General features: G+C 41.3%; 18 protein-coding genes. 15 read left to right on the top strand and 3 right to left on the bottom strand.

Annotated elements, in window-relative coordinates:
• Positions 1-12 precede the first annotated feature (12 nt).
• From M028_RS0108955 to M028_RS0109005, 11 genes are all read left to right on the top strand, one after another.
• On the top strand, positions 13-1,785 hold the full coding sequence (locus tag M028_RS0108955) for a cache domain-containing sensor histidine kinase (protein WP_026573621.1): 1,773 nt from the start codon (positions 13-15) through the stop codon (positions 1,783-1,785).
• A 174-nt stretch (positions 1,786-1,959) separates the two neighbouring features.
• Positions 1,960-3,246, top strand: a complete 1,287-nt coding sequence (locus M028_RS0108960) for an ABC transporter substrate-binding protein (protein WP_026573622.1) — start codon at positions 1,960-1,962, stop codon at positions 3,244-3,246.
• 133 nt (positions 3,247-3,379) lie between these two features.
• Positions 3,380-4,300, top strand: a complete 921-nt coding sequence (locus tag M028_RS0108965; protein ID WP_442852778.1) for a carbohydrate ABC transporter permease — start codon at positions 3,380-3,382, stop codon at positions 4,298-4,300.
• Entirely contained in the window at positions 4,293-5,117 is an 825-nt protein-coding gene (locus M028_RS0108970; protein ID WP_026573624.1) for a carbohydrate ABC transporter permease, read from the top strand. Before M028_RS0108965 ends, M028_RS0108970 begins: the two co-directional genes overlap by 8 nt.
• Positions 5,118-5,144: 27 nt before the next feature.
• A complete protein-coding gene (locus tag M028_RS0108975; RefSeq protein WP_026573625.1) occupies positions 5,145-8,174 on the top strand; it encodes a glycoside hydrolase family 2 TIM barrel-domain containing protein in 3,030 nt (1,009 codons plus the stop codon).
• Between the two features lie 192 nt (positions 8,175-8,366).
• Entirely contained in the window at positions 8,367-10,595 is a 2,229-nt protein-coding gene (locus tag M028_RS0108980; protein ID WP_026573626.1) for an alpha-galactosidase, read from the top strand.
• A 343-nt stretch (positions 10,596-10,938) separates the two neighbouring features.
• Positions 10,939-12,120 carry a galactokinase gene (locus M028_RS0108985; protein ID WP_026573627.1) on the top strand — a complete coding sequence of 394 codons (1,182 nt, stop codon included), beginning with the start codon at positions 10,939-10,941 and terminating at the stop codon, positions 12,118-12,120.
• Positions 12,117-13,112, top strand: coding sequence for a UDP-glucose 4-epimerase GalE (gene galE / locus M028_RS0108990; protein ID WP_026573628.1), 996 nt, complete (start codon positions 12,117-12,119; stop codon positions 13,110-13,112). Before M028_RS0108985 ends, galE begins: the two co-directional genes overlap by 4 nt.
• Before the next feature lie 5 nt (positions 13,113-13,117).
• Positions 13,118-14,593 carry a UDP-glucose--hexose-1-phosphate uridylyltransferase gene (gene galT / locus M028_RS0108995; RefSeq protein ID WP_026573629.1) on the top strand — a complete coding sequence of 492 codons (1,476 nt, stop codon included), beginning with the start codon at positions 13,118-13,120 and terminating at the stop codon, positions 14,591-14,593.
• A gap of 18 nt (positions 14,594-14,611) precedes the next feature.
• On the top strand, positions 14,612-15,661 hold the full coding sequence (locus M028_RS0109000) for an aldose epimerase family protein (protein ID WP_026573630.1): 1,050 nt from the start codon (positions 14,612-14,614) through the stop codon (positions 15,659-15,661).
• A 12-nt stretch (positions 15,662-15,673) separates the two neighbouring features.
• Positions 15,674-16,663: a LacI family DNA-binding transcriptional regulator gene (locus M028_RS0109005; protein ID WP_026573631.1), complete on the top strand. Its 990-nt coding sequence runs from the start codon at positions 15,674-15,676 to the stop codon at positions 16,661-16,663.
• A gap of 41 nt (positions 16,664-16,704) precedes the next feature.
• Here M028_RS0109005 and M028_RS0109010 read toward each other — a convergent pair whose 3' ends face one another.
• Positions 16,705-17,307 (bottom strand): DedA family protein, encoded by a 603-nt coding sequence (locus M028_RS0109010; protein ID WP_026573632.1) that lies wholly within the window; start codon positions 17,305-17,307, stop codon positions 16,705-16,707.
• A 230-nt stretch (positions 17,308-17,537) separates the two neighbouring features.
• Between M028_RS0109010 and M028_RS0109015 the strand changes: the two genes are divergently transcribed.
• Both M028_RS0109015 and M028_RS0109020 read left to right on the top strand, forming a co-directional pair.
• The gene (locus M028_RS0109015; protein ID WP_035423991.1) at positions 17,538-17,990 is read left to right on the top strand and encodes a nucleoside deaminase; all 453 of its coding nucleotides are present in this window, start codon (positions 17,538-17,540) and stop codon (positions 17,988-17,990) included.
• Between the two features lie 232 nt (positions 17,991-18,222).
• Complete coding sequence (locus M028_RS0109020) at positions 18,223-19,491, top strand: MFS transporter (RefSeq protein WP_026573634.1); 1,269 nt, start codon at positions 18,223-18,225, stop codon at positions 19,489-19,491.
• Positions 19,492-19,530: 39 nt separating this feature from the next.
• On the opposite strand, the gene modA is transcribed toward M028_RS0109020, so the two are convergent.
• Together modA and M028_RS0109030 are read right to left on the bottom strand one after the other, a co-directional pair.
• Positions 19,531-20,322, bottom strand: a complete 792-nt coding sequence (modA, locus tag M028_RS0109025) for a molybdate ABC transporter substrate-binding protein (protein WP_026573635.1) — start codon at positions 20,320-20,322, stop codon at positions 19,531-19,533.
• Positions 20,323-20,377: 55 nt separating this feature from the next.
• Positions 20,378-20,746, bottom strand: a complete 369-nt coding sequence (locus M028_RS0109030; protein WP_026573636.1) for a winged helix-turn-helix transcriptional regulator — start codon at positions 20,744-20,746, stop codon at positions 20,378-20,380.
• Positions 20,747-20,929: 183 nt separating this feature from the next.
• Between M028_RS0109030 and M028_RS0109035 the strand changes: the two genes are divergently transcribed.
• Together M028_RS0109035 and M028_RS0109040 are read left to right on the top strand one after the other, a co-directional pair.
• Entirely contained in the window at positions 20,930-22,135 is a 1,206-nt protein-coding gene (locus M028_RS0109035) for an MFS transporter (protein WP_026573637.1), read from the top strand.
• A gap of 17 nt (positions 22,136-22,152) precedes the next feature.
• On the top strand, positions 22,153-22,992 hold the full coding sequence (locus M028_RS0109040) for an aldo/keto reductase (protein ID WP_035423993.1): 840 nt from the start codon (positions 22,153-22,155) through the stop codon (positions 22,990-22,992).
• Positions 22,993-23,109 lie beyond the last annotated feature (117 nt).

The raw sequence follows: 23,109 nt of genomic DNA on the forward strand, positions 1-23,109 counted from the left end.
GAGATGGTAGCGATGAGACTTGTTCCTGAACGTCTTAAACATAATGGTTTATTTATTAATATGTTCCTAATCACAATGGTCATTATCATCATTGTTTCCACCACCATAGCGTGGACAACTATTCGAATGGCCGAGCAATTCTTTTTTCAAAGATTTAGTATCATGAATGCTAAAGTAATGAACCAGGTAAAAGAGCGCTTTGAAACATTTAATTACTCGATCGTTACATCCGCAAACAATATTCTTGAGAGTGGTACAATCCGCTCCGTACTAACCGAAAAACAAACTACTGTCCAACAAATGACCTCTTTTTATACGGTAGGGCAGCAGTTAAAACACATCCAATCCAATTTGGACCCATATGAAATAGAAATAATCCTTTTAGGTAGGAATGGAGTAAGCTTCCGAACAGATCGGAATGTTTGGACGATTTCGGATCAAGAATTGAAAGACAGTACTCTTGTCAAGAATACTCTTGGACAGCCGAAAAAACTGATGTACCAATACGACCAGCGTCCCTATACAGCTTCAGAAACAGGAGATCAGCAGTTTATCGTTGCTTCCAAGTCCTTAATGGATCGGATTTCCGGAACTGTCTATGGTTCAATGTATTTTGCCATTCGAGAAAATGAATTCCGTCAATTCTATAGCAACTATACAAGCCCCGGTAATCATGTGTTTCTAGTGGACAAGTTAGGCGGTATTGTCTCAAGTGATAGAACGAAGCTGATCGGAGAAAAATCAAAAGAGCTTTTAGGTTATGCGGATAAGTTAAAAAACCAATCACACCAATATATCGTCGGCAAATTTATGGGGAAAAATCAAATCATTTTAATGGACTATCTCCCCCAATTTGATATGTATCTGTTTAATATTATCGACAAGCAAACTGCCTTCGGCGATTTAATTGACAAAAAGGCGATTGCACTAGTTGCAATGGCGATAGTCTTGTTGGCGCTCATGATTGTTTTCCTTGCCTCAAGAAGATTAACGAACTCGTTAACAAGCCTAGTCAAGCAAATTGGAAGTGCCCCAAAACATGACTTCGATCAGTATGTTTCTGTATCAGGTACGTATGAAACAAGACAAATTGGCAATGCGTTTAATTCTATGCTTGATGAATTGCATGAGTATGTCGAGCAATTGATCTTGTCGCAAAAGGAAAAACGAAATGCGGAACTGGCGGCCCTGCAGCAGCAAATTAACCCTCATTTTTTATACAATACACTGACTTCCATTAAATTTATGGTAAATCAGGGGGAGAAGCAAGAGACAGAAGCGACCATTCATGCCTTGATATCCTTGCTCCAAAATACAATCGGTAATGTGAGTGAAACCATCTCGGTCAAACAAGAGATCGAGAACCTAAAAAATTACGTTCTCATTAATCAAAAACGCTATGGTGACCGGGTCAAGGTCAACTATTTTCTAGCGCCGGATTGTATGGACTTTCAAATTCCGAAACTGATTTTACAGCCGTTCATGGAAAATTCATTTTTCCATGGGTTTAACCGCAAAGCGGGAGGTTACATTAATGTATTGGTATGGAGAGATAGTGAAAACTTGATTTGTGAAGTGGTTGATAATGGGGATGGTATGGAAGTTGGGGTCGATAATACGATTCCGAAAACAAAGCGCAAACAACAGCTTTTCTCCGGAATTGGCGTACGGAATGTCCATGAGCGGATTCAGCTGATTTATGGGGAAGAATATGGAGTAACAATTTCTAGTGAACCGGGAAACGGAACTAAGGTCCGGATCCTCTTGCCTATTCATTCAATCTAAAAAAAGTCTTACTATCTAAAAAAAGTACAAATTCAGAGAATGTAACCGTATTCATTTTACAAAAATATTACCAGATTAGAAAAATATCGTCCTAACGATTGCTCTTAGGCAGATGCTAACATTAAGTATGTAAGGATAACGCTTACATACTTTTTTAAAATGGGGGAAAGATCGATGAAGAAAGTACTGGCACTGTTATTAGTAAGCATACTGTTATTGTCTGCCTGCTCTTCTGGAACAAAAGAGAAAGCTTCCAGCAGCGCGAAAGACACCAAAGAAATAACCGTATTGGCTTGGGATCCTAATTTTAATATCAAAGCAATGAATCTAGCAAAAGAGGCTTACAAATCCGTTGATTCAAAGCTTAATATTAAAATCGTTGAAAACGCACAGGCGGATATTGTTCAAAAACTCAACACTTCATTAAGCTCTGGAACAACAAAAGGGCTGCCAAACATTGTATTAATTGAAGATTATCGTGCGCAAAGTTTCCTTAAAGCATATCCAGACGCATTCTATGATTTAAGCAAAACATTTAATGCCGATGACTTTGCCCAATACAAACTTGCTACAACTAGCTTGAACGGTAAGCACTACGGACTTCCATTTGATACGGGTGTTACAGGATTATATGTAAGAACAGATTATTTGAAAAAAGCAGGCTACACAATCGATGATCTAAAAGGTATCGATTGGAACAAATATATTGAAATTGGTAAAAAAGTAAAAGCTGCAACTGGTAAAGAAATGTTAACGCAGGATCCAAAAGACCTTGGACTTATCCGTATGATGATCCAGTCTGCCGGTTCATGGTATTTAAAAAATGATGGGACAACACCTGACCTAGCAAACAACGCTGCATTGAAAGATGCTTTTAAAACTTATAAAGCAATTTTAGATGCTGGTCTTGTAAAACCGGTTTCTGACTGGAGCCAATTTGTTGCCGGTTTTAACAGCGGGGCAGTTGCTACTGTTCCAACTGGTAACTGGATTAACGCATCCATCAAAGCTGAGGCGTCACAATCTGGCAAGTGGGCAGTTGCTCCGCTTCCAAAGCTTCCTGGTGTAGAAACTTCTGTTAATGCCTCTAACCTAGGCGGCAGCTCATGGTACGTTCTAAATGTGCCAGGAAAAGAAAAGGCAGCAGAATTCTTAGCAAAAACCTTTGGTTCTAATGTTGATTTTTATCAAACATTAGTTAAAGAAATTGGGGCAATTGGAACTTACAAGCCGGCTGCTGAGGGTGAGGCTTATAAAGCAAGTGATGAATTCTTCGGAGGTCAAAAAGTTATTACTGATTTTGCAAATTGGACTACTCAAATTCCTCAAGTAAACTACGGCTTACACACTTACGCTATTGAGGACATTCTTGCTGTTGCCATGCAGGATTATTTAAAAGGTAAAGACCTTGATAAAGTGCTCGCAGATGCTCAAAAGCAAGCGGAAGAGCAAATTAAATAAAACACAAAACTTTATGAGAAAAATAGCCTCAGGAATTCGCTAGCTTCTCCTACTCGGTTTAATGGAGCAAACTGATGGGCAGGCGGGATTTCCGGGGCTTTTTCTTTAAAGGTAAAGGAGTTGATTGAGCGTGATACCCGCAAAAGCCGAGAAAAGCCTTCCTGTAGTAAAATCGAACCGAAACCTTCGGGTGAAAAATACCTTGATTGGCTGGTCCTTTATTGCTATTGCAACCGTAATGATAGGCTTATTTTATTTCTACCCGATGATTCAATCCCTCATCCTGTCCTTTAAGTCAGGTACTGGAGTCAGTTTGAAGTTTGTTGGTTTTGAAAATTACGTTCGTTTATTCAAGGACCCAGTGTTCCTCACCACTGTAAAAAATACCGTGATCTACCTGATCATTCAAGTACCGATTATGATTATTCTCGCTTTATTTCTATCGGTTTTACTGAATAATAAAAAACTTAAGCTAAAGGGTTTCTTTCGGACCGCAATCTTTTTACCGTGTGTAACTTCCCTTGTTGCCTATTCTGTTATTTTTAAATATTTATTTGGTCAAGATGGCATCATTAACTTCATGCTCATGAAGATTGCGCTTATTTCAGAACCCATCCAATGGCTGACAGACCCTTTTTGGGCCAAAATTACAATTATCATTGCGATTACTTGGCGCTGGACGGGATATAACATGATTTTCTTTTTATCCGGTTTGCAGAACATTGATGAATCCATATATGAAGCGGCCAAAATTGATGGGGCCTCGTCCATTCAGCAATTTTTCAAAATAACGATTCCCGTGATGAAGCCAATTATCTTATTCACAACCATCACATCAACAATTGGTACACTGCAATTGTTTGACGAAGTTATGAATATTACCAAAGGCGGACCAGGAAATGCAACGATGACAATTTCCGAGTACATCTATAATGTCTCATTCAAATATACACCTGATTTTGGCTATGCAGCGACAGTCTCTTATGCCATTGTGATTCTAATTATCTTTTTCTCTATTATTCAGTTCAAAGTAGCAGGTGATAAAAATGACTAATCTTAAACGTGTCTGCACCTATGCAGTCCTTATCATTGCTTCGATTATTTCTATTTTTCCATTTTTGTGGATGATTGTCAGCTCAACGAATAAGTCTGTGGATGTTACAAAGGGCAGATTGCTGCCTGGCAGTCATTTTATGCAAAATCTTCACAATTTGTTGGATACAGCAGACCTTGGCACAGCGTTAATGAATTCAGCGAAGATTTCCATTACTACGACCGTATTAGCGATGCTCATCGCCTCCTTGGCCGGCTATGGTTTTGAAATTTATAAAAGCAAAGCAAAGGATGTCGTGTTTAATATCTTATTGCTTTCCATGATGATTCCGTTTGCGGCTTTAATGGTACCGTTATTCCGAATGTTCGGAACGATTTCACAAACAGTCCCGGTACTTGGAATCGATACTCTTACAGCTGTCGTATTGCCGACTGTCACAACAGCCTTTCTTATTTTCTTTTTTAGACAAAGCACAAAGATGTTTCCAAAAGAAATTTTGGAAGCAGGCCGGATTGATGGTTTAACGGAACTGGGGTTATTCTTTAGAATTTATATTCCAACGATGAAGACCTCTTATTCCGCGGCAGCCATCATTACCTTTATGGCGAGCTGGAATAGTTACTTATGGCCGCTCGTTATTTTACAATCACCCGAAAATCAGACAATTCCATTACTGATCTCCAATCTTGGGTCTAGTTACGCACCCGATTATGGAATTATTATGACAGCGATTGTCATTGCAACCTTGCCGGCAGCGCTTATTTTCTTCCTCATGCAAAGGCATTTTGTTGCAGGGATGATGGGTTCAGTCAAATAAATGATCGAGATAGGAAGGAAAATCACAATGACCACAATTCCAACAATTAATTGGCTTACGGACGTAAATGTGTTTGCAGTTAATCGTCTTCCTGCACACTCTGACCACAAGTATTATGAGACGGTGGAAGAGGCAAAAAGTACTGTGCCGATGGCGATGCGACATGTTTTGAACGGAGATTGGAAATTTAATTATGCAGTAAATCCAGCGTCGAGACCGGAGTCTTTTTTCAAAAAAGACTTTGATTGTTCAGGCTGGGGGAATATTACGGTCCCAGGACATATCCAGCTTCAGGGCTATGGGAAACCTCAGTATGTTAATACCATGTATCCTTGGGATGGGCATAATGAGATCCGGCCGCCCGAAATACCGATGGACCATAATCCGGTCGGCAGCTATGTGAAGATGTTTCATCTGCCGGACAAAATGAAAAATAAACCTGTATTTATTAGCTTCCAAGGAGTGGAATCTGCCTTTTATGTGTGGTTGAACGGTGAGTTTGTCGGCTACAGTGAAGACTCTTTTACTCCAGCGGAATTTGAACTTACTCCTTTTTTAATAGAAGGAGAGAATAAGCTGGCAGTTGAGGTGTATCAGCGCAGTACAGGAAGCTGGCTCGAGGATCAGGATTTCTGGCGGTTTTCAGGAATCTTCAGGGATGTCTATCTTTACACGGTGCCGGAGATTCACGTTCAGGATCTTTTTGTCCGTACAGAGCTGGACAAATCTTTTTTAAAAGGAGATCTTACCGCGGATCTGAAATTTTTATCGGGACCTCCTGCGAAAATTGTAGCTGAGTTGTATGATGCAATGGATAGATTAGTAGTCTCAGTGAATGGTTCTCTTGCGGGAGATAAAGGATCCATTTCGCTTTCTGTCGATGCACCGAAGCTGTGGAGTGCGGAGGATCCTTATTTATACAAACTATATGTTCAAGTTTTTAACGAGGAGGACCAATTGGTAGAGGTAGTTCCACAAATAGTGGGTTTCCGACGATTTGAGCTTGTGAATAAAATTATGCACCTTAATGGTGAGCGGATTGTATTTAAGGGTGTGAATCGCCATGAATTCAATTGCCGCCGCGGACGGGCAGTAACAAAAGAAGATATGCTCTGGGATATTAAAACGTTGAAGCAGAACAACATTAATGCGGTTCGGACCTCCCATTATCCAAACCAAAGCGATTGGTATGAGCTTTGTGACGAATACGGGATTTATGTGATCGATGAAATGAATTTAGAAACGCATGGATCGTGGCAAAAGATGGGGGCCGTTGAGCCATCTTGGAATATTCCGGGTAATAGACATGAGTGGCAGGAAATTGTCATGGACCGGGCGATATCGATGGTAGAACGAGATAAAAATCATCCTTCCATATTGATTTGGTCTTGTGGAAATGAATCATACGCAGGTGAGGTGATTCTCAATGTCTCCCGCTATTTTAAATCTGTTGACCCAAGCCGGTTGGTCCATTATGAGGGAGTATTTCATAATCGCGATTATAATGAGACAAGTGATATGGAAAGCAGGATGTATGCGAAGCCTGCGGATATTGAAAAATATCTATCGGAAAATCCAGAGAAGCCTTATATTAGCTGCGAATATATGCATGCGATGGGAAATTCGCTTGGCGGAATGCATAAATACACGGAGTTGGAACGGAAATACCCGATGTATCAAGGCGGTTTTATCTGGGATTATATTGACCAATCAATTATGAAAAAAGACCGATATGGTCAGGAGTTTTTAGCTTACGGCGGTGATTTTGATGATCGTCCAACAGACTACGGGTTCTGTACGAACGGAATCGTCTATGCAAATCGGGAGCTTTCTCCAAAGATGCAGGAAGTGAAATTTTTATATCAAAATTTGAAGCTTACTCCTGGTCGCAATGGCGTGACGATTACGAATGAAAATCTTTTCATTGATACATCAGATTATGATTTAGAATATGTCCTTCATCTTGAAGGGAAGGAACTCTACCGCAAAAAGCTTGATTTTGTTGTTGCTCCTTTGAGTGATGGACGGGTGGAATTTGACTGGCCAAAGGATATCGCAAGTGCAGCTGGTGAGTATTGTGTCCATGTCTTCTGCAGGTTGAAGGAAAAGCAGCTTTGGGCAGATGCTGGTTATGAGATTGCCTTCGGACAATATGTGTTTAACGGGGAAAGTTTAATTGAGACTCCTCAGCCTGAAGGGGAAATCAGGGTTGTCCATGGCGATGTGAATATTGGTGTGCATGGCAGGGGGTTCTCGGCGATTTTCTCGAAACAGGCTGGCAGTCTGATCTCATTAAATTATGCCGGAAAAGAAATGATTGCTTATCCTCCTGCGCCATTATTCTGGAGGGCGACTACGGATAACGATAGAGGTTTTTCACAGGATTACCATTCTGGGGTTTGGTATATGGCAAGCTTGGCCCGAAAATGCGTTGGTTTTGAAGTGGAGGAGATGGAAGGCTTTGTTACGATTTCCTTTACTTATAAATTTTCGATTAGCGATGCGGCAGAAGTAAAGGTAGCCTACAGGGTGTATCCAGATGGCAGCATTCGCGTGAAATCAAGTTATCACGGAGTAGAAAATCTCCCGGAAATGCCGACTTTCGCCTTTGCTTTTAAAGTACCGGCGGATTATGACCAATTAGAATGGTATGCGATGGGGCCTGAGGAAAATTACGCTGACCGTAATAATGGGGCAAGGCTCGGCCTTTTTAAGAACACGGTTGCCGATAATCTTTCTGGTTATGTAATGCCGCAAGAATCGGGGAATCGGACCGGAGTCCGACGGGTAAATCTCACAAATCAGGATGGGCAGGGAATTCGGATTTCCTCTGTCAGCGAACCGCTAGAGTGCAATTTTTCACCATATACAGCGTTCGAGCTCGAAAATGCGAAGCATCATTATGAACTGCCAAATATACATTACACCGTCGTAACGATTGCGGGTAAGCAGATGGGTGTCGGCGGGGATGACAGCTGGGGGGCGCCAGTGCACGATGAGTATTTAATCCGTCCGGACCAGGATATGGAATTTGAGTTTATGATTCAGAGAATCTAGAAAAAGTTGATACGCAAATAAATATGGTTCATTCGCAAATAAAGGTAATACATTCGCAAATAAAAAAAGTTAATTCGCAAATAAAACTAAAAAAATCGCAAATAAACCCTTAAGAATCACATCTTAAGGGGGTTTTTGCTATAAGAATCCCTTTATTTTGTATATCAACCAAAGAAGAGATAGGTGAAAGATATGTTAATCCATGTAAATCAAGAAACCAAGCAATTTCATTTAACCAATGGCCAAGTAAGTTATATTTTTCATGTGATGAAAAATGGCCAGCTTGGCCACCTATATTATGGGAAGGGATTAAGGCATCGATCGGATTTTTCGCATTTGCAAACCTATGATGTTCCAACTGCTGCAAGCTGTCATCCATATGCGGATGACCCTGCCTTTAGCTTGGAAACATTACGGCAGGAGTACCCGGCCTACGGTAATTCCGATTTTCGTGAACCTGCTATTAGTATCAGTAGACACGACGAACATCATATTCCAAACTTTCAATATCAAACTTTTAAAATACTAGACGGAAAACCAAGACTCGAGGGGCTGCCGGCAACATATGTTGAAGACGTGCAAGTTGCCAGTACGCTTCAACTCCTCTTAAAGGATGACCACCTTCAAGCGGAGTTGACGTTAAATTATACAATATTCCGCTGCCTTCCCGTTATTGCGAGAAGTGCTCAGGTAGTGAATGTTGGCTCGCAGAAATTAGTCATTGATCGGATGATGGGAGCCTCGATTGATCTACCCGATAAAGATTTTAAATTTGTCCACTTAGCAGGGACGTGGTCGCGTGAACGTCATGTTAAGGAACGAAAGCTAGAAGCGGGTATTCAGTCCATTTCCAGTCTGCGCGGTGCCAGTTCCCATCACCATAATCCGTTTTTAGCCTTAAAAAGGCCGCATACAACAGAGAATTCCGGTGAAGTTTATGGCTTTAATTTTGTCTACAGCAGTAATTTTATCATGCAGGCAGAGGTGGACCATTATGATGTGACGCGGGTGATGGCAGGGATTCATCCATTTGGTTTTAAGTGGGGGCTTATGCCGCAGGATTCTTTCCAAACCCCGGAGGTTGTAATGGTGTACTCTGCCCAAGGTTTAAATGGGATGAGTCAAGCTTTTCATTCGCTTTATAGGGAGCATCTGATTCGGGCTCAGTGGAAGAAGCAAGACCGCCCGATTTTGATAAATAACTGGGAAGCCACCTATTTTGACTTTAATGAGGAAAGGCTCGTAAACATCGCAAAATCAGCGAAGGAATTAGGAATTGAATTGTTTGTCCTTGATGATGGCTGGTTTGGAAAAAGAAATGACGATACGACCTCGCTAGGTGATTGGGATGTAGATTTCAATAAGCTTCCGAATGGGCTAGAAAGCTTGGCGGAGAAAATTAATGGGCTGGGAATGAAATTTGGGCTTTGGTTTGAACCGGAAATGATTAGTCCCGACAGCGATTTATATCGGGAGCATCCTGACTGGGCTGTAGGGATGCCCCATTTACCGCAAACGCTTGGCCGTAACCAGCTTGTACTTGATTTTTCAAGGCCAGAAATTGTTGAATATCTTTATGAAAAAATGTCCAATATCATCAGGCGGACAAACCTTTCTTATATTAAGTGGGATATGAATCGGAATATTACGGAGGCGTTTTCGCAAAGACTTGCTGCAAACCAGCAGGGTGAATTTTTCCATCGTTATATATTAGGTGTTTATCGATTATACGAGCGGTTGACTGCTGTATTTCCTGAGGTACTGTTTGAATCCTGTGCTGGAGGCGGAGGGCGATTTGATCCTGGGATGATGTATTATGCGCCGCAAGCTTGGACGAGTGATGATACGGATGCGGTCGAAAGGCTGAAAATCCAATACGGAACATCGTTCGCCTATCCAATTTATAGTATGGGGTCACATGTATCGGCTGTCCCGAATCACCAAACGTTACGGTTAACCCCTTTATCTACCAGGGCAAACACAGCCTACTTTGGAACTTTTGGGTATGAACTAAATCCATTGTCATTAACGGATCAAGAGCGGGAAGAAATTAAAGAGCAGGTTGTTTTTTATAAACAGCATCGCAGGTTGGTACGCGACGGCCATTATTATCGTCTGTTAAGTCCGTTTGAAGGGAATGAAACGGCTTGGATGATTGTGAGCCCGGATAAATCGGAGGCGTTAGTTGGCTGGTATAAGGTGTTAGCCACACCGACCTCCTTGAAGCAGCAAACAGTAAAACTAATGGGGTTAGACCCATCGAAATTCTATAGTGTATTTGGACGGGATCAGATTTTTTATGGAGATGAGCTCATGCAGGTGGGACTTCAACTTTCAACGGAATTTAATGGTGTTAATAGGGATTCCGCAGAACGTGGCGGCGACTATCAATCCCAGGTTTTTTATTTATCAGGTAAGTGATTGGCGACAATTTTGGTATGGTAGCGAGGTAAAATGTCGCGTATAAGCTCGATAGGGGTCAAAATCAGGTTTAACTAGAGTAGAGGTGTCGCGTATAGGGCCGATAGGCGACAAAACCGGGTTGATCCAGAATAAAAATGTCGCCAATAGCCAGGATAGGCGACAATTTAAGCCAAATAGTCGCCAACAAACCAAGACACTATAGCCCCTAAAAAGAACGGACTAAACCCCGTTCTTTTTTAATAAATTTTAGTAAAAATTTTAGTAAAATTATTGCGCTAATTTTACTAAAGGCGGTAAAATAAAATTAAAGAAAGATTCCTAGATAACGGAGGACACTGAAATGAACGTCACCACCTTAAAAACAACCTTTCAAGATTTGTTTCAAAGCGAGCCTGAAAAAGCATTCTTTGCACCAGGCAGAATCAATTTAATCGGCGAGCACACCGATTATAACGGCGGCCATGTGTTTCCCTGCGCCATTACCTATGGAACCTATGCGGTTGCGAAAAAGCGGGACGATCAGCTAGTCCGCTTGTACTCAGCAAACTTTCCTGAAAAAGGCATTATCGAATTTGACTTAAATCATCTAGAGTATGCAAAAGAAGATAACTGGGCCAATTACCCAAAAGGGATGATTCACTATATCATCAAAGCGGGGTACCCAATTTCAACTGGCCTCGATTGCGTCATCCAAGGAAATATCCCAAATGGCGCCGGACTTTCCTCCTCTGCTTCCATTGAATTGTTAACAGGCGTCCTTTTGAATGGACTATATGATCTAGAGATACCACGCCTTAAGTTAATCAAATTAGGAAAACAGGTTGAAAATCAATTTATCGGCGTTAACAGCGGAATCATGGACCAATTTGCAATCGGAATGGGCCAAAAAGATGCTGGAATCTTACTAGATTGCCAGACATTAAGCTATGAATATGCCCCAATCAAACTTGAAAACCACAAAATCTTAATCATAAACACGAACAAACGCCGTGAACTAGCGGATTCGAAATACAATGAGCGCAGAGACGAATGTGAAAAGGCCCTCTTGCAACTTCAGCAAAAACTGCCAATCGAAGCGCTTGGACAGCTTTCAGAAGAAGAGTTTGATGCCAATCAATCCCTCATCACAAACGAAACCGTTCGCAAACGGGCGAAACATGCTGTCTATGAGAATGCGAGAACTTTGAAGGCACTGCAAGAATTAAAGGCTGGAAACCTGGAGGTCTTTGGTCAATTAATGAATCAATCCCATCTATCCTTACGGGATGACTACGAGGTTACCGGAAACGAGCTTGATCGCTTAGTAGAAGCGGCTTGGAAACAGCCTGGAGTTCTTGGGGCACGGATGACGGGAGCGGGATTTGGCGGCTGTGCGATTGCAATTGTCGAAAATAAAAAAGTTGAGAGCTTTATAACCAACGTCGGCGCAGCCTATCGCGAAAAAATTGGCTATGATGCCGATTTCTATGTAGCAAGTATTGGTGATGGAGCAAAAGAAGTAGAAATGGAGGCGGTAAGATGAGTATTCTCGTTTTAGGTGGGGCTGGCTATATTGGTTCACACGCTGTATATCAATTAATCGATCAAAATTTCCAAGTCGTTGTCATCGATAATTTGCAAACAGGACATCGGGAGGCAATCCATCCAAAAGCAAACTTTTACGAAGGAGATATCCGTGACCGCAAGTTTATGCGATCGGTTTTTGAAAAAGAAACCATTGAGGGTATCCTTCATTTTGCTGCGAACTCTCTTGTCGGCGAATCAATGACAGAGCCATTAAAATACTTTGATAACAATGTGTACGGAACACAAATCGTGCTAGAAATGATGAAGGAATTCGGAGTAAAAAACATCGTCTTTTCTTCAACAGCTGCGGTATATGGTGAACAAATGGTCATGCCGATTACAGAAGCCGCGGCTACGAATCCAACCAATACGTACGGCGAAACCAAACTGACGATGGAAAAAATGATGTCCTGGTGTGAAAAAGCCTTTGATCTCAAGTATGTTTCACTTCGCTATTTTAATGTAGCCGGAGCCAGAGGAGACGGACAAATTGGTGAGGACCACAACCCTGAAACACATCTAATCCCTGTTGTTTTGGAAGCGGCACTCGGAAAAAGACCTGCCGTTACCGTATTTGGTAAGGATTATGACACAGAAGATGGAACCTGTGTCCGCGATTATATCCACGTCGAGGACTTAATTGCAGCCCACTTGTTGGCCCTAAAGTATTTGCAAAATGGCGGCGGGAGCAACGTGTTCAATCTGGGCAGCAGCCAAGGATTTTCAGTAAAAGAAATTATTGAGACTGCAAAACAGGTAACGGGCATCGAACTTCCTGTTGTCATGGGCGAACGACGTTCCGGGGATCCGAGCACGCTTATCGCTTCCTCAGAAAAAGCAAAGCAAGTGCTGGGTTGGAACCCATCTCGAACATCCATCCGTGAAATTATCCGTGATGCGTGGAACTGGCATCAGCATCACCCGAACGGCTACCAAAAAAAGAGGTGAAAAAAATGATTGATCACGTTATTCAGCAATTACTAAATCAAGCGCTTGCTGTCCAATTAATACAGAAGGAAGATGAGATTTATGCCCGAAATCAAATCTTGTCTCTGCTGCAATTAACAGATTTTAAGGAATCCGACCCACTAACAGAATCAGATCTCTCTATCCCCGATTTGCTTGATCAGATTGTCGATTATGCTTGCGGGCAAGGGATTATTGAGGATTTTTTTGATGAAAAAGAAATTTTTTCAAGTAAGGTGATGAACGGTTTGACGGCAAGACCGTCAACGGTGAATCAGTTATTTTATGAAAAATATAAACAAAGTCCTCAAACAGCAACCGACTATTTTTATGACTTAAGTAAAAACAGTAACTATATTCAAATGAAACGGATTTCCAAAAATATTGAGTATAAAGCGGCTACCGAATATGGTGAATTAGATATAACGATTAATCTATCAAAGCCCGAAAAAGATCCGAAGAGTATTGCACTAGAGCGGGAAGCGAAAAAGAATGATTACCCGAAATGTCTGCTTTGTATTGAGAATGAGGGCTATGCTGGGCGAATTGGCCACCCGGCCCGCTCCAATCACCGGATGATCCGCGTGAATCTTTTGGAGAAAAACTGGTATTTACAATACTCGCCCTATGTGTACTACAATGAGCATTGCATTGTCTTGTCTGAGAACCATACCGATATGAAAATAAGTCCGCAAACCTTTTTGCGAATCTTAACATTTGTGGACCTATTTCCTCATTATTTTCTTGGTTCGAATGCGGACCTGCCGATTGTCGGCGGCTCGATTTTATCCCATGACCACTACCAGGGCGGCAACCATGAATTTGCGATGGCCAAGGCAGAAGCTGATTGGACTTTTACACTAGATAGATTTCCAGATGTTCAAGGTTCAGTGGTGAAATGGCCAATGTCGGTTATCCGCCTCCGTTCGGAGCAAAAAGCAGGCCTTGTGGATGCCGCCACACATATCTTAACGAAATGGAAAAACTATAGTGATGATTCGCTCGGAATTCTGGCGGCTACAGATGGAACACCGCACAATACGATAACCCCGATTGCTCGTAAAAAGGGGAACTTTTTCGAATTGGATTTAGTCCTTCGTAACAACCGGACGAGTGAGAAGTATCCGCTGGGAATCTTCCATCCACATCAAGATGTTCATCATATTAAAAAGGAAAACATTGGCCTGATTGAAGTGATGGGACTTGCTGTTTTACCGGCACGTTTAAAGGATGAGTTGGAAGAGGTGGAAATGTTCATTGAAGGCCAATCAGCAGTGGTTGCAGACTATCATTTGGAGTGGGCTGAGCAGTTAAAATCACGTTTTGCAGGCGAAATGAATACGGGATTATTCGTAAAAGAAGAAGTGGGTAAGAAGTTCTTGCGGGTTCTCGAGGATGCCGGTGTATTTAAACGAAATGAAGATGGAGCAGCCGGGTTTAAACGTTTTATTGCGTCATTATAAACGAAGGAGCAACAATCCATGAAAATAATAGATCAAGTTTTCGGAGATAATCATGGCAAGCAGGTAATCGAATATACACTGGTCAATGATTCTGGTATGTCTATCTCGTGTTTGAATTACGGTTGTGTGATTACGAAAATTATGGTCCCAGACCGGAACGGAACGATCGAAAATGTTGTGCTCGGATTCGACAACTTTAATGATTACTTAGCGTGGTCTCCGTATTTTGGCGCCGTTGTCGGCCGGGTGGCAGGCCGAATTAAAGATGCCCGTTTTAAGTTGGATGGGAAAGAATATCTTCTTGCGAAAAATGAGGGAGCTAACCATCTTCACGGCGGTCAAAAAGGCCTTAACTCCGTAATTTGGCAGGCTGAAAAACTGGAAAAAGACCAGGCAATCGGTATAAAGTTTTTTTATCACTCTCCGGATGGTGAAGAGGGCTATCCAGGTAATTTAGAGACAGCAGTTACGTATCTATTAACCAATAATAATGAATTACAAATAACGTTCGAAGCGAGAACTGACCAAAAAACGCTGGTCAATTTAACGAATCATTCTTATTTTAATTTGAGCGGTCATACAAAACGGGATATTACTGAACACATCCTGCAGCTGGACAGCCATCGCTTTTTAGAATTGGGGCCAGATTTAATTCCAACTGGTAAAATGATCGAGACTGCCGGGACTCCGTTTGATTTTAGCCAAGGAAGAAAGTTGCAGGTTGGGATGAATTCAACGTACGATCAAAATGTTTTGGTTGGAAATGGCTACGACCACCCGCTGATTTTTTCAAAAAAAGGTGAGAATTGCGTTTGGCTCAAAGATGAAGGAAGTGGACGTGCGCTTGAGGTAACAACAGATCAACCATGTGTTGTCCTCTATACTGGCAATTTTTTAGAGGGGCCCTATTCCATTTCAGGTGTTTCGGCTCGGGATTATTTAGGCGTGTGTCTGGAAACACAGGGTTTTCCAGATGCGATTCATCATCCATCGTTTCCATCTATCATTTTGAATCCAGAAGAAGTATACTTTGGGAAAACAACGTACCGTTTCTTTGTTAATCAGTAAGGAGTTTTAACTATGGCTACAATTAAGGATATTGCCCAATTGGCTGGAGTTTCCATCGCGACCGTTTCCCGTGTCTTGAATTATGACACTACTCTATCTGTCAGCGATGATACGAAAAAAAGAATTTTTGAAGCAGCAGAAGAACTCTCCTATAAAAAACTGCCGGCTCGGAAGCAGGAAACCGGAAAAATTGCCCTTCTTCAGTGGTATACGGAAAAAGAAGAGCTGGAAGATTTGTATTATATGTCGATTCGCTTAGGAGTCGAAAATCGCTGCCGCCATCATGGGCTTCAAATGGCGTCATACTTCCAAGACAATATCGAGGATTTGAAGCAGGACGATTTGCGCGGGCTGATTGCAATTGGTAAGTTCAGCAGCAAACAGGTAAAAGAATTAAGTTCGATTACGAAAAAAATTGTTTTTGTCGATTATTCCCCAGATGAGGAGCAGTTTGATTCGATTGTGATTGATTTTGAAAAGGCAACAAAAAAGGTACTCAACCATCTGATTAAAAAGGGTCATGAGAGGATTGGGTATATCGGTGGCAGGGAAGTGTTTAGGGACAAAACCTCGACGATTGAAGACCTGCGGGAATCAACCTTTAAGCGTTACTTAGATGAAAAAGGTCTTCTTAATGAAGCCTATATGTATAACGGCAGCTTTTCAGTTCAGGATGGTCATTCGTTGATGAAAAGGGCAATTGACGAACATAAGGAACAATTGCCGACGGCGTTTTTTGTAGCTAATGATTCGATTGCTGTTGGTGCACTTCGGGCGCTGCTGGAGGAAGAAATTTCTGTACCGGACCGGGTGAACATTATCGGAGTCAATGATATCAGCCTTGCAAAATATGTTTTTCCGGCCTTGAGTACGGTGAAGGTTTATACCGAACTTATGGGGGAAACAGCCGTGGATACGCTGTTAGAAAGAATCGAAGGCAGAAAAATTGCGAAAAAAGTCATGATTGCTACTAAGCTGATTCTACGGAATAGCAGCTTTTAAACGCATGGAACGTTTAGTTCCATGCATTTTTTTGATTAATTTCAAGGAGTTCTTAATCTTATTCTTCTTTTTCGCTGATAGGTATAAATAATAATGGTGACCAGAATGAAAAGGATGATTAAAATAATGCTGTATCTCGAAAAATACCCTGCGACAGCTGTCCAATTTTCTCCCAATATCCTTCCTAAAGTAATAAAGCTAAAACACCAAATCACTGCACCCGAATAAGCAAATAAGACAAACTTTTTATAGGTATAGCGATTAATCCCGGCAAGATAGGCGGTAATATGGCGGATTCCGGGAATAAAAAAGCCAATCAACAAGAGGAAGGGTCCCATTTTCATAAATAATTTTTTCGTTCGATTCACTCGTTCTTCTGTAATATGCAGCTTCGGCCCATAACGATTTAAAAAAGGCACCCCTAATTTTACTCCTAAGAAATAGCTTAATGTGATCCCCCCGCAAGCTCCGGCTGCGGCACAAAGAAGGGAAGGGATGTAGCTAAGGTTTCCTTGAAAAACGTTATATCCCACATAGGTAAGAAGAACCTCATCTGGAATCGGCAGTCCAATAATACCGCCAATTAAGGCGATAATAATTCCCATGTATCCGAAATGAGCAATTAAGTAACTTAGTTGATGCATGTTTTTAACACTTCCAGTTAGATTTATAATTTCTTACCCATGTATTTTTCCTAAAATGAATCGGGATATACAATTTGTTTTTGTTTGATCATTTATTGTGAGGGGAGGAAATGGAGGGAATCTTCGCTCCCTATAGACAATATACTAGAAGTGAATAAAAACACGGTAATTGTTTTATTTTTTATAAAGTTTTATTGGAATTAGGGGGGATAACGATCGATAACCTATTTATGAAAGAGGCTGTTGATATTGCTCTTAACAATGTGCTGACAAACAGCGGGGGTCCGTTCGGTGCCGTTATTGTTAAAAACGGAAAGGTTATTAGCATGGGTCGGAATCAAGTCGTGGCGGGGAATGACCCAACGGCCCATGCGGAGGTTCAAGCCATTCGGTCTGCCTGTTTGCATTTAAACACCTATGACCTGACTGATTGCGAAATATACACAAGCTGCGAGCCATGCCCAATGTGTTTAGGAGCCATCTATTGGGCGAAAATCAAAGCCGTTTATTATGCAAATACCTCAGAGGATGCGGCCCAAATCGGCTTTAACGACCAATTTATCTATGAACAACTTTGTCTGCCAAAGAACCAGCGCACCATCCCAATGACCCAAATCCTCACACAAAACTACCAACAACCCTTCCAAGCCTGGCAGCAAACCTCCGCCAAAACACGATATTAACATAGGTGACAGGCACCGTTCATGGACTTTTCGCCTGTTTTGTCCGCATGGGGTGGACATCACTTCGGTTTTAAAAGAAAGTGCAGGGGAAATTTTTCTCTTGTATTTTCTTTTTTTTGTTGGAAAAAAATTTTTTTGTAGTGTAAACGCCTACATGAGTGGAAATTTCTATATTCGAAATAAATATAGAGTATAATATGAGGAAGAAAAAAATGACCAGGAGTAGAGACCATTGAATAAACAAAATAGCAAATACCGTTGGGTGGTTTTTGCCTCGGTATTGTTTACGTATTTTTTAATTGTCAGCCAAAGAACGGCACCGGGATTAATTACGGACCAATTAATGAAGGATTTTAATTTAACCGCATCCACCATCGGGTTAATGACAAGTATTCAATTTTTGGCCTATGCCGGATTGCAAATTCCAATCGGTATTTTGTCAGACAGGTTTGGCCCAAATTTTTTCCTTATTATTGGTACCTTGCTGAACGCGATTGGAACGGTAGTTTATAGTCTTGCTCCTAATGGGGCAATCCTTGTTTTTTCCCGATTATTAGTGGGGATGGGAGATGCGACTATTTGGGTGAACTTGGTATTAATATTAAGCCAATGGTTCAAAGTTAAAGAATTTGTGGGGCTGCTGGGGCTGGCCGGTGTATCGGGAAGTATGGGCTTTTTGCTGGCGACCGTTCCATTTTCAACATGGATCTCCTTATTTGGCTGGCGCACGCCCTTTTTGGTTATTGGTATTATTTTATGCCTTTGTGCACTGCTGCTTTATTTCGTTCTGGTTAAAAAACCAAAACAGATTTTTAAGAACGAGGCACCTAAGGTTAAAATGGTGAAGAAACAGGATAATCCATTGCAGTTGCTGCGCCGGATTTTCTCTGCAAGGCAGGCATGGGCGACCTTCTTTTGCCATTTTGGCGCTGTCGGTACGTATGTAGGATTTATCGGATCATGGGCAGTACCATACGGCATGCATGTTTACGGATTGACGCGGTCGCATGCCAGCCAGTTCATCATGATCGGCTTAATTGGGGCAATTATCGGGGCACCGCTGACCACCTGGATTTCCAATCGGGTTGATTCGATTAAACGCCCTTATTTGGTGGTTCATATAATCATCTTTATAAGCTGGGCTGCATTTCTTTTATTTAATGGTAAGCCGCCATTCTATATGCTAATGATTCTATATTTTATGATTGGTTATGGGAACGGGGCAAGTGCGTTAACCTTTGCGGTCGTTCGGAAATCCTTCCCGATGAAAGAGGTTGGTGTCGTATCGGGATTTGCCAATACAGGTGGATTTTTAAGTGCCGTCCTTTTGCCAACGATTTTTGGGAAGGTTTTAGATCATTTTCATACTTCGGCAGCAAGTGTTGGCTACCAATACGGTTTTATCATTCCCGTCATGTTCACTCTGTTAGGCTTGCTTGGGGGAATCTTAATTAAAGAGCAACGTCAAGAGGCAAAGCGGCCGAGTGAAGTAAGAGTATAGGTTTTTTTGAAAAAAGAGGAAGCAAAATTGCTTCCTCTTTTATTGAAGTCCTTTAAATCCGTATTTTTCCAAAATATTTATGGATGTTTGACCTTGAAGATAATCGTAAAATAACTGCGCCTCTTTTGGGTGGGAACTATTCTTGATCACCCCTACAGGATAAATAATCGGTCCATGACTATCTTCCTTAGCCATCGCAGCAATTTTAACCTTCGGAGAAATTAATGCATCCGTTTTATAAACAATCCCTGCATCCACATTGTTCGTTTCCACATATGTAAGCACTTGGCGGACATCCTTGGCATAGACCGCTTTTCCTTCAATCGCTTTCCAAGCATGTAAATGTTCTAAAGTTTCCTTAGCATACTGACCTGCCGGTACAGACTCTGGTGTCCCAATCGCAATCTTATTTGCTTTTACAAGGTCTTCAAATGCATGAATTCCTTTATTACCATCCTTTGGAACAACCAACACTAGCTCATTTCCAACGAGATCTGTTCGTTTTGATCTTTCAATAAGTCCGTCTTGTACTAATTTATCAAATTTATCCTCAGCGGCTGAGAAGAAAAGATCGACAGGTGCTCCTTGTGAAATTTGTTGTTGAAGAGCACCGGAAGCTCCAAAATTATAGTTGATCACGATATTTGGATGTTCCTTCTCAAACTTCGTTTTAATGTCATTCAAGGCATTTTGTAAACTCGCAGCGGCTGAAACTGTTAGTTCCACCTTTTTTTGTTCCTTTGGCTTTTTTGCCTGTTGATTGGATGAACACCCAGCCATAATCATTATAAGCAGTATTAGCGAAAGAAATAAAAGATATCGTTTTTGCATCATCCATCTCCCTTTATGAATAGCTGAAATTCTACAGCCTTCTACTTGTCTATCTTTACTTCAATGGATCATTTAATACGTTTTCCTCTAAGACTGAAAATTTATCCCCATATACCATAGTAATATGTTTTTCTCCCCATGCACAGAGAGAGTCTAAAATGTCTTTTAAACTCCAGCCATATTCACTAAGCTCATACTCCACTTTCGGCGGGACTTGGTTATGGACAATCCGCTTTACAACCCCGTCTTCTTCCAATTCCCGTAATTGCTGAGTCAGCATTTTTTGCGTAATGTTGGGCATGAGGCGTTTCAATTCACTTGTTCTTTTTTTTCCATGTGTAAGATGGCAAAGAATCACACATTTCCATTTTCCGCCGATTACTTCCAGCGTAGCTTCAACTGAGATATTATATTTCTTCTGCATTTTTCTCCCCTTCTCTATAGGCGCCTAAAAGTACCTATATAACTTTTTGGTTCCTATATCACTTTAAAGTGCGTACTTTTCTTTATGTTCACTATAACCCATAATAACATTTGCCGGCTGATTAAAACCACACATTTTATATATAGTTTGCCAGAAACAACTATTTCAATAAGGAGGAGAAAAATGGGTTTAGATAAAAAAAGAAGTACATTGGCTCTGCTCGCTTTAGCTGTCAGTGCTTTTGCGATTGGCACAACTGAGTTTATCAGTGTCGGATTATTACCGTTGATCGCTAAGGACTTAAAAATATCGGTTACAACTGCTGGTTTAACGGTTTCGTTATATGCATTAGGGGTTACTTTTGGAGCACCGATTCTAACCTCGCTAACATCGAGAATGTCGCGAAAATCATTATTACTGTGGATCATGGTTGTTTTTATCATCGGCAATAGTATTGCTGCCAGTGCAACAATGGTGTGGGTGTTGCTGTTGGCCCGTGTTGTATCTGCATTTTCACATGGGGTTTTTATGTCAATCGGCTCTACCATCGCAGCGAACCTAGTGCCGGAAAATCGTCGGGCGAGTGCAATTTCGATTATGTTTACAGGCCTCACTGTTGCCACCGTCACGGGTGTTCCGTTCGGAACCTTTATTGGTCAGCAATTTGGCTGGAGATTTGCCTTTATAACCATTGTGGCAGTTGGCGTGATAGCATTTATTGCGAACATACTATTAATACCAGCTGAATTACCAAAAGGAATCAAAACCAGATTGCGAGATCAGGTGAAGCTTATTACCAATGGAAGGTTATTACTTTTATTCATCATTACCGCTTTAGGATATGGCGGAACGTTTGTAGTTTTTACCTATCTATCGCCATTACTTCAAGAAATTACGGGATTTAAACAGGGGTCTGTAGCGGTGATTTTACTCGTCTATGGACTTGCGATTGCCATTGGAAATGTGATTGGCGGAAAAGCAGCCAACCGAAAGCCGATTTCAGCCTTATTTTATATGTTTATCCTACAAGCCATTGTGCTGTTTATCTTAACCTTTACGGCTCCATTTAAGGTAGCGGGTTTACTCACAATTATTTTTATGGGGGTATTGGCTTTCATGAACGTTCCTGGATTACAGGTATATGTCGTAATGCTGGCGGAACGTTATGTCCCAAGCGCAGTGGATGTCGCTTCTGCAATCAATATCGCCGCATTTAACGCAGGAATTGCGATTGGGTCCTATCTTGGAGGTGTGATTACCGATTCAATTGGACTCATTCATACAGCATGGGTTGGTGCACTGATGGTTTTTGGTGCTGTTATTTTAACAGGTTGGAGTCGTGCTTTAGAACGAAAAGATGAAAAAATGGTTTTACAAAAAATTTCTTAACAATGAGGAGAATCATTATGAATACATTACAAGATAAAACAACATTAAATAACGGTGTGAAAATGCCTTGGTTTGGCATTGGTGTATTTAAAGTAGAGGAAGGACCTGAGCTAGTCAATGCTGTTAAAACAGCAATAAAGCATGGTTATCGCAGTGTGGATACAGCGGCGATTTACGGAAATGAAGAAGGAGTCGGACAGGGTATCCGTGAAGGAATAGAAGCGGCCGAAATTTCAAGAGAAGAATTATTTGTAACTTCTAAGGTTTGGAATTCTGATTTAGGCTATGAATCCACTCTAGCAGCCTATGAAACAAGCCTGCAGAAACTAGGTGTAGAGTACTTGGATTTATATCTTATTCACTGGCCTGTTGATGGGAAATATAAAGAGGCCTGGAGAGCATTAGAAACCCTTTATAAAGAGGGACGGGTAAAAGCAATTGGGGTGAGTAATTTTCAAATCCACCATCTTGAGGATTTAATGAAGGATGCGGAAATTAAACCGGTGATTAATCAGGTAGAGTATCATCCTCGACTAACCCAAAAAGCACTTCAGGAATTTTGCCGAGAGCATGATATACAGTTGGAGGCCTGGTCTCCACTGATGCAAGGGCAATTACTTGATAACCCTGTTCTGAAAGAAATAGCTTCAAAGTATCAAAAATCGGCTGCTCAAATCATTTTGCGCTGGGACCTGCAAAACGGGGTTGTAACGATTCCAAAATCTACGAAAGAACATCGTATTGTTGAGAACGCCTCGGTCTTTGATTTTACGCTGACCAAAGATGAGATGGATCAGATTGATCGTTTGAATCAGAATCATCGTGTTGGACCAGATCCAGATCATATTGACTTTTAACATAACCATGGAGATATCAGGGGGTGAGACCTGATGTCTCCTTTTTTTTTCGTGTTTGTCGAAAAACAGAGGAATTTTACCGAAAACTAAACTCTTTTATTTTGGTAACATATGGTA

Origin of the sequence: Bacillus sp. UNC438CL73TsuS30, from assembly GCF_000482325.1 — a bacterium.
In the GTDB taxonomy this organism is placed as follows: Bacteria; Bacillota; Bacilli; order Bacillales; family Cytobacillaceae; genus Neobacillus.